Below are 14,626 nucleotides of genomic sequence, written 5' to 3' on the forward strand. Positions count from 1 at the left end.
AGGTAGACGTGATGGATCGCAGCGACCAGTGGATGGTCAACTATTACGAGCGCGTGACCAAGTGTGCGGCCGACCACCATATCTTCGTCGACTGGCACGGCTCCTATACACCCAAGGGTCTTTTCCGCACCTACCCGAACCTGCTGACCTACGAGGCGGTGCTCGGCATGGAGCAGGGCGGCCGCTGCAAACCCGACAACAGCAATTACCTGCCTTTCATCCGCAATGCCGTCGGCCCCATGGACTTCACGCCGGGCGGGATGTTCTGCTCTCAGCCCGAGGATAACCGTTCGACGGGTTCGAACCCGATGGCCTCGGGGACGCGCGCCTACCAACTGGCACTTTACGTCGTCTTCGAAAGCCCGTTGCAGATGATGGCCGACAACCCGGTCTATTATTACCGCGAACATCCCTGCACGGAGTTCATCGCCTCGGTGCCTACGACCTGGGACGAGCTGCGCGTGCTGCGTGCACGGTGCGGCGAACAGGTCGTCATGGCGCGCCGCAAGGGCGACCGGTGGTTCATCGGGGGCATTACCAACAACCAGCCCTATTCCACCGAGGTCGCGCTCGATTTCCTGCCTGCCGGGCGCAGTTATACGATGACCTCGTTCGAGGACGGTGTGAATGCCGACCTGCAGGCCATGGATTACAAGAAACGTGAGCGGAAAGTCGATGCTTCGACCGTCGTGAAGATCGACATGGTTCGCAATGGCGGCTGGGCGGCCGTAATCGAATAGGCGTGCCCGGGCCGGAGTCCATCCGCGATCGGTAGGCGGACAGTGCCCGGATTTGCTGTAAAAAACGAAAGGAAGTGCGAATAACGCATTTCCTTTCGTTTTTTCGTTCCTGTGTTTTTCCTGGCGAGCCCGGGAGGGTTTCAGGCCTGCGGGGCATATTCCCGCATCCCGTACAGCTGGTCGCGCAGGCGAGGGGTGAAACCCGCCTCGCGGATGGCACCGCGGATGCCCTCGGCGTCGAAACGGTTGTGCGCTCCGGCCGAGGAGACGACGTTTTCCTCGATCATGATCGACCCCATGTCGTTGGCGCCGCTGTGCAGGGCGGCTTGTGCCGTGGCCTTGCCCACGGTGAGCCACGAGGCCTGGATGTTGCGGATATTGCACAATACAAGGCGGCTCACGGCGATGATGCGCAGGTATTCCAACGGAGAGAACCGTGTCGTTACCCCCTGGCGTTCCAATTCGGTGTCCGTCGACCGGAAGATCCACGGGATGAATGCGATGAAACCGTACTTTCCTTCGGGGCAGCGGGCCTGCAGGTCGCGGATACGCAGCAGGTGGTCTACACGCTGGTGCGGGGTCTCGACATGGCCGTACATCATCGTTGCCGAGGTCGGAAGGCCGAGGCAGTGCGCCTCGTGCATCACGTCGAGCCACTTTTCGACCGACGGCTTGGCGGGCGATATGGCCCTGCGTACGACGGGGTCGAGGATCTCGGCGCCGGCACCCGGAAGCGAGTCGAGCCCGGCTGCCATCAGGCGGCGCAGGGTCTCCAGGGTCGTCAGGCCGCTGATGCGGGCGATGTGCGCCACCTCGGGCGCACCCAGCGCATGCAGCCGCAGCGTGGGGTAGAGCGCTTTCAGGTCGGAGAAAAGCCGCTCGTAGAAGTCAATGCGCAGTTGCGGATGCAGGCCGCCCTGCAACAGCAGCTGGTCGCCGCCCAGCTCCAGCGTACGGTCGATCTTCTCGCGGTATTCGGCCAGCGTGGTGACGAATGCCCGGTCTGTCTGGTGGGGCTTGCAGTGGAAATTGCAGAACCGGCAACCCGAGATGCAGACGTTGGTGATGTTGACATTGCGGTCGATCTGCCAGGTCACCACCTCCGGGTCGGGAACCACGGCGCGGCGCACCTCGTCGGCCACGAGCGCCAGCTCCTGCAACGGAGCCTGGTCGTAGAGCCGGTAGGCCTCCTCGCGTGAGAGCGGCTCCCTTCGCCGGCATTTGTCGTAGATGCGTTGCACGGCTATCGGTTTTTACGGCGGGTGCTGCGGCGTACCTTCGGGCCGTCCTCGCGGGGTGCGGGGGCCATGGGACGACCGTTGTCTATCAGCAGCTCGAAATCGAGCTGGCGCTTCTGCAGGTCGGCACGTTTCACGCGGATGCGTACGGCGTCGCCCAGCGTCATGCGGCGGCCTGTCGAGCGGCCGACGATCTCGTAATTGGCTTCGTCGAACTGGAAGAAATCACCTTCGATGTCGCGTAGGAACGACATGCCCTCGATGTGGGTTTCGTCCAGCTCGACATAGATGCCCCATTCGGTGAGCCCCGAAATGTGCCCGTCGAACTCCTCGCCGATGCGCTCCTTCATGAATTCGACCATCTTGTACTTGATCGAAGCGCGTTCGGCCTCGGAGGCAATCACTTCGCGTTCCGAAGCGCGGGCGCACAGATCTTCGAGCGTCGTCTTGTCTGCCGCCTTCTCGCCTGCGAGGTAACGCGCCAGCAGGCGGTGCACCATCATGTCGGGATAGCGGCGGATGGGCGACGTGAAATGCGTATAGTAGGGGAATGCAAGGCCGTAGTGGCCGATGTTGTCGGTCGTGTAAAAGGCTTTTGCCATCGAACGCACGGCCATCGTCGACACAGCGTTCTCCTCGGTCGAACCTTTGATCTGGGCGAAGAGCTTGTTCAGCTCCTTGGCCACGGCCCGCCCGCCCGTGGCCTTGAAGATGTGCCCGAAGCGCAGGATGAACTGCCGGAAACGGTCGAGCTTCTCTTCGCTCGGCTTGTCATGCACGCGGTAGACCATCGTGCGTTCCACGGTGCGCCCCTTGTCGGTCTTGCGCTTGCCGCAGAACTCGGCGACGCGGCGGTTTGCCAGCAGCATGAACTCCTCGATCATCTGGTTCGATTCTTTCTGTTCCTTGAAATAGACGCCGATGGGCTTCCCAGCCTCGTCGAGCTGGAATTTCACCTCCTCGCGGTCGAAGCTGATGGCCCCGTTCTTGAAACGCTCCCTGCGCAACGCCTGTGCCAGTCGGTTGAGGGTCAGCACCTCTTCGGCGAAATCACCCCGGCCCGTCTCGATGATCTCCTGCGCCTCGGCATAGGTGAACCGGCGGTCGGAGTAGATCACCGTCCGTCCGAACCATTCGTCGAGTATCTCCAACCCTTCGTTGATCGTGAATACCGCCGAGAAACAGAGGCTCGCCTCGTGCGGGCGTAGCGAGCAGAGCTCGTTCGACAACCGCTCGGGCAGCATCGGGACGGTGCGGTCTACCAGGTAGACCGACGTGCCGCGTTCTACGGCCTCGTCGTCGATCACCGAATGCGGGCGCACGTAGTGCGTCACGTCGGCGATATGCACGCCGATTTCCCATACGCCCTCCCCGACCTTGCGTACCGAAAGCGCGTCGTCGAAGTCCTTGGCGTCGGCCGGGTCGACCGTGAAGGTCGTCACATTGCGGAAATCGCGGCGCCGGGCGATCTCCTTGGCCGTAATCCGGCCGTCGATACCCTCCGCCGCCTGTTCGATCTCGGGCTCGAAGCGGTAGGGCAGTTCGTATTCGGCCAGGATGGCGTGCATCTCGGTGTCGTTGTTGCCCGCCATGCCCAGCCGCTCGATCAGCTCGCCCACGGGGCTCTTGCTCCCTTCGGCCCAGTCGGCTATGCGCACGACGACCTTTTCGCCGTCCTTCACATCGGGGTACAGCCGTTTGGAGAGGTAGATGTCCATCGGCATACGGCGCGAATCCGCCCGTACGAATATCTGGTGCGCCCCTACTTCGGCGATGCCGACATAGGGTTTGCGGCTGCGTTCGACGATGCGTGTGATCTCGCCCTCCATTTTCCCGTCGCGGCCGCGGTGCATCACCACCACCTCCACACGGTCGCCGTTCAGGGCGTTGGCCGTGTTGCGCTGGTTGACGAAGATATCTTTCTCCTCGCCCTCGACCCGCACGTAGATGGACCCCGTGGCCGTCATGTCCGCCACGCCTTCGAAGTGGGGCAGGTGCTTGTGCGTGAGGCGGTATTTCTCGCGTGCGCACTCCTCGACGATGCCTTCGTCGTGCAGCCGTCCCAGAATTTCGAATGTTTCGCGGCGCCCCTCTTTCGTGGCGCCTCCCGAGGCCGAAGCCAGGTGTTTGAGCGAGAATTTATTGTTGGGGAACTCCCGGAAAAGGCTCAGGATGACTGCCGCTCTGTCGGTGTTCTTCGCACCCTTTGCCGGGCGCTTTTTTTGTGTTTGCTTTTTCATTTCTTCAGAATTTGCAGGGCAAGGCGCTTCATGAAGCCGATGCCCACGTTGATAGCCCCTTCGTCGGGGTTGAATGTCGCTGTGTGGGGGCGTCCTGCCGCGGCGCCTACGCCCAGCCGGTAGAACAGCGACGGGTATTTGGTACAGTAAAAGCCGAAATCTTCGGCCGTGGTGCGCAGCGGCAGCATCTCGACCTGCAATTTCTCCTCGCGGGCCAGTGCCGCGGCCTGCTTCACGAGGTGTTCGTCGTTGACCACGCAGGGGTAACCGTGGCTGATGTCGACGGCGATCCGCACCCCCAGGCGCTTGTCGATCTCGGCGGCGATGTTACGGATGCGCTGGTGGATGATTTCGCGCTCACGCTCGTCGAACGTGCGCAGCGTCCCCTCCAGGTAGACTTCGTCGGGGACGATGTTCGTGGCGCCTCCGGCCTCTATGCGTCCGATCGAGAGCACGCACTCCTCGTGGTTGAGCGCGATGAGCCGCGTCACGAACTCCGCGGCGGCCGCCACGGGGTCTTTAAGCTGCGGGCGCATGGCGCCGTGCCCGCCCGTGCCGCGTACCGAGAAGCGCAGTTCGTCGCTGGAGGCCATGTATTTCCCGGCGCGGAATCCCAGCGTCCCGACCTCCAGCTGCGGTTCGACGTGCTCGCCCACCACGGCACGCACCTCGTACCCGTCGAACGGGTTTTCGGCCAGCACCAGCGATGCACCGCCCGGGTTGCACTCTTCGCCCGGCTGGAACAGTCCGAAGAGCGTACCTCGGAAGTTGGGTTCGGCGGCGAGCTGCTGCAATACCCCGAAGAGTACCGCCGCATGCATGTCGTGGCCGCAGGCGTGCATGACGCCGGGGGTGCACGACCGCCAGCCGATGTCGTTCTGTTCGGTGATCGGCAGGGCGTCGATGTCGGCGCGCAGTACTACGGCGCGGCGTTTGGGGTCGGCTTTCCCGCGTCCTTCGATCCAGGCCAGCACGCCCGTTCGGGCGATGGGACGGTGTTCGATGCCCAGCTCCGTGAGCCGGTCGGCGATGAAGGCTGCCGTGTTGTGTTCCTTGAACGACAGTTCGGGGTGTGCATGCAGGTGGCGGCGGAATTCAGTGGGATTCATTCGTGTCGTTTAAAATATCGCTTTTGCAATCTTGATGATGTTGTCGGCCTTGCCCATCGGGTAGTAGTGCAGGACGGGAACGCCCGCCTCGACCAGCTCCCGGCTCTGGGCGACGGCCCACTCGGTTCCGATTTCGCGGACGGCCTTCGGGTCGTCTGCGTGGCGCAGCACCTCGCGCCCGAGTTCCTCGGGAATATGGCAGCCGAAGGTCTGGGGCAGCAGTGTCAGGTGGCGCACCGTCGACAACGGTTTGATGCCCGGGATGATCGGAACCGCGATACCCGCCTCGCGGCAGTGGCGTACGTAGTCGAAGAACCGCGCGTTGTCGTAGAAAAGTTGCGTGACGACGTATTCCGCTCCGGCGTCGACCTTCGCCTTGAGGCAGGCGATGTCGGCCTCGGGCGAGGCGGCCTCCTCGTGCATCTCCGGGTAACCCGCCACGCCGATCGAGAATTTCGAATGGTGGCACTCCTCGACCTCGCCGTCGACGAACTGGCCGCGGTTCATGGCCGCGATCTGCCGCACGAGGTCGACAGCATGCGTGTGTCCCTGCGGATGGGGCATGAAGAACTTTTCATTCTGCGACTTGTCGCCGCGCAGCGCCAGCACGTTGTGCAGCCCGAGGAAATCGAGGTCGATCAGCGCATCCTCGATATCGTATTTCGACTGCCCGCCGCAGATCAGGTGCGGCACGACTTCGACGCCGTATTTCTTCTGGATGGCGGCCGAGATGCCTACCGTGCCGGGGCGGCGGCGCACGACGTGCCATTCGACGCTGCCGTCGGGGCGCACCGCCTGCTTGATGCCTTCGCGGTGGAACGTCACGTTGATGTAGGCTGGGTCGAAGCCGATCAGCCGGTCGATGCTTCCGAAGACGCCGCAGCAGCCGTCTCCCTTGAGCGGCGGCAGCAGTTCGAAGGCAAAGCGCGTACGGCGTTCCGAAATGGCTTTATTGATGATGTCTACGACATTCATGGGGTATCAGATATTATGCGGTATGAGTTTTTTAACCAGTTCGACATCCAGCCCGCGGCGCCGGGCATAGTCGAGCAGTTGTTCGGTGTCGACCGTGCCGACCGAGAAGTAGTCCGCGTCGGCCAGCAGCAGTCCGCAGAGTGCCTCCCCGGGATCGACCATGTAATTTTCCGTGAGTTTCATGCCCGTGGTCAGTTCGGCCGCCAGCAGGTCGAAAACCTCGCGCTTGAGCGAGTGGTCGGGTGACGCCGGGTAGCCGAACGCCATCCTGCGGCCGCGGTATTCGCCGCGGATGACCTGCCGGGGAGTGGGCGCTTCGCCGGTTTCGTAGCCCCACATCTGCCGCCGCACGAACGAGTGCACGGCTTCGGCGAACGCCTCGGTCAGGCGGTCAGCCAGCAGCTTGGCCATGATGGCGTTGTAGTCGTCGCCCCCGGCGCGGAATTTTTCGCACAGCTCCTTCAGCCCGATGCCCGCCGTCACGGCGAAGCAGCCGATCCAATCGCCTTTGGGGGCGATGAAATCCGCCAGCGAGAGGTTGTCCTGCCCGCGGGTCTGGTTGCGGAGCATCGCCAGGCGGTGTTCGCGGCCCTTGGGGTCTGTGATCCAGATGTCGTCGCCCTCGGAACGCGCCGGGAAGATGCCTACGGCGGCCTGCAGCGTGAGCAGTCGCTCGTCGCGGATACGTGCCAGCAGCGCCTGCGCGTCGGCGAATACCTTGCGGGCCTCCTCCCCCTTTTCGGGGTGGTCGAGGATCTCGGGGTAACGCCCTTTCAGCCCCCATGCCGGGAAAAAGAAGTTCCAGTCGATGTAGGGCTCGGCATCGGCCACGTCGAAATCGGGGAAGACCATCCGTCCGGGGTGCGCTGGTACGACGGGACGGTGCGGTGTGGCGCCCTTGCGGGCTTTGCGCGCCTCGGCGATCGGGATCAGGTTGCGCGTGCGCTCGGCGTGCTCGTATTCGCTCCGCATAGCCTGCTGTCCGGTGCGGACTTTGTCGGCGTAAAGCGCCCCGTCGGGGCCCAGCAGTTGTGCCAGTATCTGGCTGTTGCGGCTGGCGTTGGGCGAATGGACAACCACGCCCGCGTAGACCGGGGCGATCTTCACCGCCGTGTGCAGGTCGGAGGTCGTCGCCCCGCCGATGATGACCGGGATGCGCAGGGCGCGGCGTTCCAGCTCCTCGCAGACATGCGCCATCTCGTCGAGCGACGGGGTGATCAGCCCGCTCAGGCAGATGCAGTCGGCGCCCCACGCCACCGCCTCGTCGACGATGCGCTGCGACTCGACCATCACCCCCAGATCCTTTATTTCGTATCCGTTGCAGGCCATCACGACCGCCACGATATTCTTTCCGATGTCGTGCACGTCGCCTTTCACGGTGGCGATCAGCACCTTGCCCGCGCGGTTCGACACCCCGGCCGCCCCCTGCTCAATGTAGGGCGTAAGCGCCGCCACGGCGCGCTTCATCACGCGGGCGGTTTTCACCACCTGCGGCAGGAACATCTTGCCTTCGCCGAAGAGCGTGCCGACATGCTCCATGGCGGGCATCAGCAGCGTGTCGATCACGGCCATCGGGCTGCCCAGGGTTTCGTAACCCTCCAGCGCATCCTGCTCGATGAAATCCGCCACGCCTTTGAGCATTGCGTGGCCGATGCGCTCGCCGAGCGTCCCCGCGCGCCATGCGTCGGGAGCCTGGGGCTGCGTCTGGGCAACCGTGCGCACTTGCTGGGCATATTCGGTGAGCCGTTCGGCAGCGTCCGGACGCTGGCAGAGGATCACGTCCTCGACCCGTTCGAGCAGTTCGGGCTCTATCTCGCTGTAAACCCGCACCATCTGCGGGTTGACGATGCCCATGTCCATCCCGGCGCGGATGGCGTGGTAGAGGAACGCCGAGTGCATCGCCTCGCGCACGGCGTTGTTGCCGCGGAAGGCGAACGAGAGGTTCGACACGCCGCCCGAGACCTTGGCATGGGGCAGGTTCCGCTTGATCCAGCGCGTGGCGTCGATAAAGGCTTTGGCATAGCTGTCGTGCTCGGGGATTCCCGTCGCCACGGCCAGCACGTTGGGGTCGAAGATGATGTCCTCGGTAGGGAATCCCGCATCGGTGAGCAGTTTGTAGGCGCGTGAGGCCACCTCCGTCTTACGTTCGTAGGTGTCGGCCTGTCCCCGCTCGTCGAAGAGCATCACCACGGCGGCCGCGCCGTAGCGGTGTATCTCCTGTGCGCGGCGCAGGAATTCGGCCTCGCCCTCCTTGAGCGAGATGGAGTTCACGACGGCCTTGCCCTGCGTGACCTGCAACCCGGCCACGAGCACCTCCCATTTCGACGAGTCGATCATCGCCGGCACGCGGGCTATCTCGGGTTCCGACGCCATCAGGTTGAGGAACGTGCGCATGGCCTCCGCACCGTCGATCAGCCCGTCGTCCATGCAGACGTCGACGATCTGTGCCCCGGCGTCGACCTGGGCGCGGGCGACGGAGAGCGCCTCCTCGTAGTTGCCCTCGCGGATCAGCCGCGCGAATTTGGCCGAGCCTGCGACGTTGGTGCGTTCGCCGACGTTCACGAAATTGGCTTCGGGGACGATGCGCAGCGGTTCGAGGCCGCTCAGCGTCGTGACATGTTTGGGTGCCGGCACGGGGCGCGGGGCGTAGTTCCCTGCGATCTTCGCCAGCTCGAAGATATGTGCCGGCGTGGTGCCGCAGCATCCGCCGACGATGTTTACCAGCCCGCGGCGCATGTATTCGCCGACGTCGCGGGCGAACATCTCGGGTGTTTCGTCGTAGCCGCCCATGACATTGGGGAGCCCGGCGTTGGGGTGTGCCGAGATGCGGAATTCGGCCACCGCGGCCAGCCGTTCGAGGTAGGGCATCAGCTGCCGGGCGCCATAGGCGCAGTTGAAGCCGACGGAGAGGAGCCGCGCATGCGATACCGAGGCGTAGAAAGCCTCGACGGTCTGTCCCGAGAGGGTGCGGCCGCTGGCGTCGGCCAGCGTGCCCGAGACCATGACGGGGATTGCGCGTCCGAGCTGTGCGGCCAGCGTGTCGATGGCGTAGAGGGCGGCCTTGGCGTTGAGCGTGTCGAAAACGGTTTCGACCAGCAGGATATCCGCGCCGCCGTCCACGAGGCCGCGCGCCTGGTCGGTGTAGGCTTCGGCCAGCTGTGTGAAGGTCACCTCGCGGGCTGCGGGGTTCCCGACGTCGGCCGACATCGAGGCCGTGCGGTTGGTCGGGCCCATCGAGCCCGCCACGAAACGGGGTTTGAGCGGGTTGCGGGCCGTGAATTCGTCGGCTGCGCTGCGTGCCACCCCGGCCGCCGCACGCGAAATCTCATAGGCGTATGCCTCCAGCCCGTAGTCGGCCAGCGACACGGCGTTGGCGTTGAAAGAGTCGGTCTCGATGATGTCGGCGCCCGCCTGCAGGTATTTTACGTGTATTTCGCGCACCGCCCCGGGGCGTGTCACCGCCAGCAGGTCGTTGCAGCCTTTGAGCAGTACGTTCCAGTCGCGGAACCGTTCGCCGCGGTAATCCTCCTCCGTGAATCCGTACTGCTGCACCATGGTGCCGAAGCCGCCGTCGAGCAGCAGGATGCGGGATTCGAGCGCCTCGTATAACTTGTTTGCCATTTACTTTCCGATGATTTCTATTTCGAAGAGTTTGCTCCAGTTCTTGCCGGTCACGAAGATGCGCTTCCCGGCGGCATCGTATGCGATGCCGTTCAGTACGTCGGTCGTGGGCGTAACCTCCTCGTCGGGCAACAGTCCCGTGAGGTCTACGACCCCTTCGACCACGCCTGTCGCCGGGTCGATGATGACGATCTGGTCGGTCGTGTAGACGTTGGCCCACAACTTGCCGTCGATCCACTCCAGCTCGTTGAGGAAATTGATCGCCATGCCTTTGAGCGTCACCGTCGTGCGTTTCTCGCGTTTGAACGTCGCAGGGTCGAGCGTGTAGATATTGGCCGTGCCGTCCGACATGTAGAGCTTTTGCCCGTCGGTGGTCAGTCCCCAGCCTTCGCCGGGGTAGCGGAACTCCTTGATTTTCTTGCCTGTTTTCAGGTCGTAGACATAGGCTTTGTTCGATTGCCACGTGAGCTGGTACAACTTGCCGTCGAGCAGCGTGATCCCTTCGCCGAAATCCTCCTGCGGCAGCCGTGCGAACACCTCCGTGCGCCCGGTTTCGAGGTCGAGGGTCTGCACGACCGATTCGCCGTGCTCTCCGGTGCCTTCCCACAGCATGCCGTCGGCGAATTGCAGCCCCTGCGTGTAACTGGTCGTCGGGTGGGGGTGTACACTCCGTACGGCATATGTGTATTCTTTCGGCGCTGCCGGGGCTTCGGGGCGCTTGGCCCGCGCCTGGTTCCCGCCGCATGCTACCAGCAGTAGGCCGGATAACAGGACGCTTGCGAACTTTTCCATTTTCTCGTTTTACTTGGAGGCAAAGATACGAAAAACCCGGCATATGACGAATTTTTTATCGTTCATTGCACAATCGGTGCGGCGGCGGACGTCCGGGACAGCTCCGCAGCGCCTGGCCGTCCGGCAGGCAGTATACCGGCCGGGTCTGCCGCCTGCCTGTCCGTCCATCCGCCGCTTGGCCCTTTGTCGGCTTGTCGCCTGCCAACCTTCCGCCTGCCCGCTGTTTCCCGCCGAACGGGCTGGTATACATATAATTTGGAAAAATTGTTGCTTTCTCGGTGAAAATCGCTATCTTTGCAACCCGATTTCGGAACGGAAAAATAGGATAACAACAATATAGCAACCATTCATTATGAAGATCGTAAGAGAACAACGCGAAGAAAACAACTCGCTGCTCCGGGTGACGGTGGGCGAGGAGGATTACGGCCAGGCCGTCGAGAAGGAGCTGCGCGAGTACAAGCGCAAGGCCAATATCCCCGGTTTCCGTCCCGGCATGGTGCCCATGGGCCTTGTCAAGAAGATGTACGGCAAAGGCGTGCTGGCCGAACAGTCGTACCGCACGGCGTCGAATGCCGTGTTCGAATATCTCCAGAAGGAGAAGATCGACTATCTGGGCGACGTGATCCCTTCGGAGGAGCAGGGCGATTTCGATTTCGAAAACGGCAAGGAGTTCGATTTCGTGTTCGAGATCGGCGAAGCTCCCGAGATCAAACTCGATCTTTCGGACAAGGATAAGGTGACCTACCACAAGATCAAGGTCGACAAGAAGATGCACGACGACTACCGTGCCAACTACCTGCGCCGTTTCGGCCGCCTGGTCGACGCCGACGAGGTGACCTCGGACGAGGCGCTGTCCGTAACGCTCGACAACGGCGAGATGAACGTTGCCGACGCTTACGTCGGGTTGATCTCGATGTCGGAGGAGGAGCGCAAGCCGTTCATCGGCAAGAAGGTGGGCTTCAAGACCACGGTCAACGTCAACGAACTTTACAAGAACCCGTCGCAGCGTGCTGCCGTGCTGCAGGTCAAGGAGGACGAGTTGGAGGGCATCAACCCCGAATTCTCGCTGGAGATCACCAAGATCCGCAAGTTCGCCGAACCGGAGCTGAACGAGGAGTTCTTCAAGATGGCCTTCCCCGCAGGCGAGGTTACCGACGAGGCCGGGCTGGATAAGTTCATCGACGCACAAATCGGGCAGGAGCTCCGCCGCGAAAGCGATTACCTCTTCACGCTCCAGCTGCGTGACTACCTCGTGAAGAAGGCCGCGCTGAAGATGCCCGAGAAATTCCTCAAGCGCTGGCTCTTTACCATCAACGAAGGCAAGTTCTCGATGGAGGATATTGACAAGGATTTCGACCAGTTCCTCAAGATGTTCACGTGGAATTACCTCCAGAAGCATTTCATCAAGCAGGACAACCTCTCCGTAACAAAGGAGGAGGCGCTCGCCGAGGCCAAGTCGCTGGCCGCCGCGCAGTTCGCGCAGTACGGGATGCCGTCGGCGCCCGAGGATATGCTCGCCGGCTATGCCGAGAAGATCCTCGCCGACAAGGATCAGGGCCAGAAGATTTACGAGAAGCTCTACGAAGCGAAGGTCGTCGAAGATGTGAAATCGAAGATCAAGGTGACGGAAAAAGCCGTATCTGCGGAGGATTTCGCTAAATTGGCCCAGGCACTTTAGTATTTGCGGAAAAAATCTTATCTTTGGACTTTGCAGGCGTGATGTTTGCAAAGTCCTTTTGTTTGTTTCAGCGCCTTTTCCGGTGGCGGCCGAAAGAACCGGATATATGGAAATTCTCCCTGTGCAAAGGGAGGTTCAGCGGGATTTTAATTATGGAATGCGGTGCGCGGAAGCGCCGTAATATGAGTCCGACGAGTTCCATGAGCGAAAATCCCGACATGCTTTGTAAAACCTGAATTCGCCGGGCTCGCTTTTGATATGTCAGAATTTGAAAAATACGCACGGAACCATTGCGGCATCAGTTCGCTGAAACTGCATGACTTCCAGTCGGTCAGCGCATCGTATGTGTCGCCGACGATCATCGAGGAGCGCCAGTTGAACATCGCTACGATGGACGTCTTCTCGCGCCTGATGATGGATCGCATCATCTTCCTCGGCGCGCCGATCTACGACGACGCGGCCAATATCATCCAGGCACAGCTGCTCTTCCTCGAATCTGTCGATCCCGAAAAGGACATACAGATATATATTAATTCGCCCGGCGGGTCGGTTTCGGCCGGATTGGGTATTTACGACACCATGCAGCTCGTCAATTCCGACGTGGCGACCATCTGCACCGGGCTGGCGGCCTCGATGGGCGCCGTGCTCCTGACCGCTGGCGCCAAGGGCAAACGCTCGGCGCTGCCCCATTCGCGGGTGATGATCCACCAGCCGCTGGGCGGGGCGCAGGGACAGGCGTCGGACATCGAGATCACGGCGCGTGAGATCATGAAGACCAAGCGCGAGCTGTACGAAATACTCGCAGCGCATTCGGGCGTTTCGGTCAGGAAGATCGAGAAGGACGCCGACCGCGATTACTGGCTTTCGGCCCGCGAGGCGAAGGAGTACGGGCTGATCGACGAGGTTCTTTCAAAACGTGGGAAGTGATGGCGCAGAATAAGAACAACAATAACCATCGGGGCGGAACGGGCGGCGACAGCTGCTCGTTCTGCGGTGCCAAGCGCGGGGATGTGGAGATCATGTTCCAGGGCATGGACGGTGCCAATATCTGCAACAAATGTATCGAGAACGGCTATAAGATCATCGTCGAGAACGACGTGGCCTCGGAGCAGCGGCGTGCCGCCGCGGCGCCCCTCAAGATGGAGGAGCTGCTCAAGCCGGCGCAGATCAAGGAATTTCTCGACCAGTATGTCATCGGACAGGACGACGCCAAGCGCTACATGGCGGTGGCGGTCTACAACCACTACAAACGGCTGCTTTACGCCCCCAAGGACGACGACATCGAGCTCGACAAGTCGAACATCATCCTCGTGGGGCCCACCGGTACAGGCAAGACGCTCATGGCACGCACGATCGCCAGGTTGCTCAAGGTGCCCTTCACGATCGTCGATGCCACCGTGCTGACCGAGGCGGGCTATGTGGGCGAGGATGTCGAGAGCATCCTTTCGCGGCTGCTGCAGGTCGCCGACTACAACGTGGCGCAGGCCGAGCGGGGCATCGTTTTCATCGACGAGATCGACAAGATCGCGCGCAAGGGCGACAACCCCTCGATTACGCGCGACGTCTCGGGCGAGGGCGTGCAGCAGGCGCTGCTGAAGATACTCGAAGGGACGGTGGTGAACGTACCGCCCCAGGGCGGGCGCAAACACCCCGAGCAGAAGTTCATCCAGGTCGACACGCGCAATATCCTCTTCATCTGCGGGGGTGCGTTCGACGGCGTGGAGAAGAAGATTGCCCAGCGTCTGAACACCCGCGCCATGGGATACGGGCGCCTGAATGCCAACCGGATCGACCGCGGCAACCTGATGCAGTACATCACGCCGCAGGATCTCAAGTCCTTCGGGCTGATTCCCGAACTGGTGGGCCGTCTCCCGGTGCTGACCTACATGCAGCCGCTTTCGCGCGAGGCGCTGCGCTCGATCCTCACCGAGCCGAAGAATGCCATCGTCAAGCAGTACAAGCGCCTGTTCGAGCTGGACGGCGTGAAGCTCTCGTTCGACGAGGCGGTGCTGGACTACATCGTCGACAAGGCCGTCGAATTCAAGCTCGGCGCCCGCGGCCTGCGCTCGATCTGCGAGGCGATCATGATGGATACGATGTTCGACATTCCCTCGACGGATGCTCGGAAATTTACCGTCACTTTGCCTTATGCAAAGAAAAAGATAGAAAAAGCAAATATTTTGGAGTTAAAACAGGTTGGATAATATCTTTTTTATTACTTTTGCAACGAGAA

10 protein-coding genes are annotated in these 14,626 nt (G+C 61.9%); 4 read left to right on the forward strand and 6 right to left on the reverse strand.

Going from position 1 to position 14,626, the window contains the following annotated elements; genetic code table 11:
• Positions 1 to 740 (forward strand): glycoside hydrolase family 97 catalytic domain-containing protein (locus QVP03_RS07380; RefSeq protein WP_288210696.1); only part of this gene is annotated, 740 nt, incomplete at its 5' end.
• 140 nt (positions 741 to 880) lie between these two features.
• Here the strand turns inward: QVP03_RS07380 and QVP03_RS07385 are convergent.
• Genes QVP03_RS07385 through QVP03_RS07410 form a run of 6 tightly spaced genes read right to left on the reverse strand, consistent with a single transcriptional unit; the run spans position 881 to position 10,715 of the window.
• The gene (locus QVP03_RS07385; RefSeq protein ID WP_022332870.1) at positions 881 to 1,981 is read right to left on the reverse strand and encodes a CofH family radical SAM protein; all 1,101 of its coding nucleotides are present in this window, start codon (positions 1,979 to 1,981) and stop codon (positions 881 to 883) included.
• 2 nt (positions 1,982 to 1,983) lie between these two features.
• A complete protein-coding gene (gene rnr, locus QVP03_RS07390) occupies positions 1,984 to 4,218 on the reverse strand; it encodes a ribonuclease R (protein ID WP_022332871.1) in 2,235 nt (744 codons plus the stop codon).
• Positions 4,215 to 5,327, reverse strand: a complete 1,113-nt coding sequence (locus tag QVP03_RS07395; protein WP_022332872.1) for a M20 family metallopeptidase — start codon at positions 5,325 to 5,327, stop codon at positions 4,215 to 4,217. Before QVP03_RS07395 ends, rnr begins: the two co-directional genes overlap by 4 nt.
• A gap of 9 nt (positions 5,328 to 5,336) precedes the next feature.
• Entirely contained in the window at positions 5,337 to 6,302 is a 966-nt protein-coding gene (locus QVP03_RS07400) for a methylenetetrahydrofolate reductase (protein WP_022332873.1), read from the reverse strand.
• A gap of 6 nt (positions 6,303 to 6,308) precedes the next feature.
• Positions 6,309 to 9,923: a methionine synthase gene (gene metH / locus QVP03_RS07405; RefSeq protein ID WP_022332874.1), complete on the reverse strand. Its 3,615-nt coding sequence runs from the start codon at positions 9,921 to 9,923 to the stop codon at positions 6,309 to 6,311.
• Positions 9,924 to 10,715, reverse strand: a complete 792-nt coding sequence (locus QVP03_RS07410; RefSeq protein WP_022332875.1) for a glutaminyl-peptide cyclotransferase — start codon at positions 10,713 to 10,715, stop codon at positions 9,924 to 9,926.
• A gap of 352 nt (positions 10,716 to 11,067) precedes the next feature.
• On the opposite strand from QVP03_RS07410, the gene QVP03_RS07415 reads away from it, so the two are divergent.
• The 3 genes from QVP03_RS07415 (at position 11,068) to clpX (ending at position 14,597) form a co-directional block, all read left to right on the forward strand.
• Positions 11,068 to 12,393: a trigger factor gene (locus QVP03_RS07415; RefSeq protein ID WP_022332876.1), complete on the forward strand. Its 1,326-nt coding sequence runs from the start codon at positions 11,068 to 11,070 to the stop codon at positions 12,391 to 12,393.
• Positions 12,394 to 12,651: 258 nt separating this feature from the next.
• Positions 12,652 to 13,320, forward strand: coding sequence for an ATP-dependent Clp endopeptidase proteolytic subunit ClpP (gene clpP / locus QVP03_RS07420; protein ID WP_018694810.1), 669 nt, complete (start codon positions 12,652 to 12,654; stop codon positions 13,318 to 13,320).
• On the forward strand, positions 13,320 to 14,597 hold the full coding sequence (gene clpX, locus QVP03_RS07425) for an ATP-dependent Clp protease ATP-binding subunit ClpX (RefSeq protein ID WP_022332877.1): 1,278 nt from the start codon (positions 13,320 to 13,322) through the stop codon (positions 14,595 to 14,597). The genes clpP and clpX overlap by 1 nt, the downstream gene beginning before the upstream one ends.
• The last annotated feature ends 29 nt before the right edge of the window (positions 14,598 to 14,626 follow it).

It is taken from the genome of Alistipes sp. CAG:29 (genome assembly GCF_000435435.1).
Taxonomy (GTDB): domain Bacteria; phylum Bacteroidota; class Bacteroidia; order Bacteroidales; family Rikenellaceae; genus Alistipes; species Alistipes onderdonkii.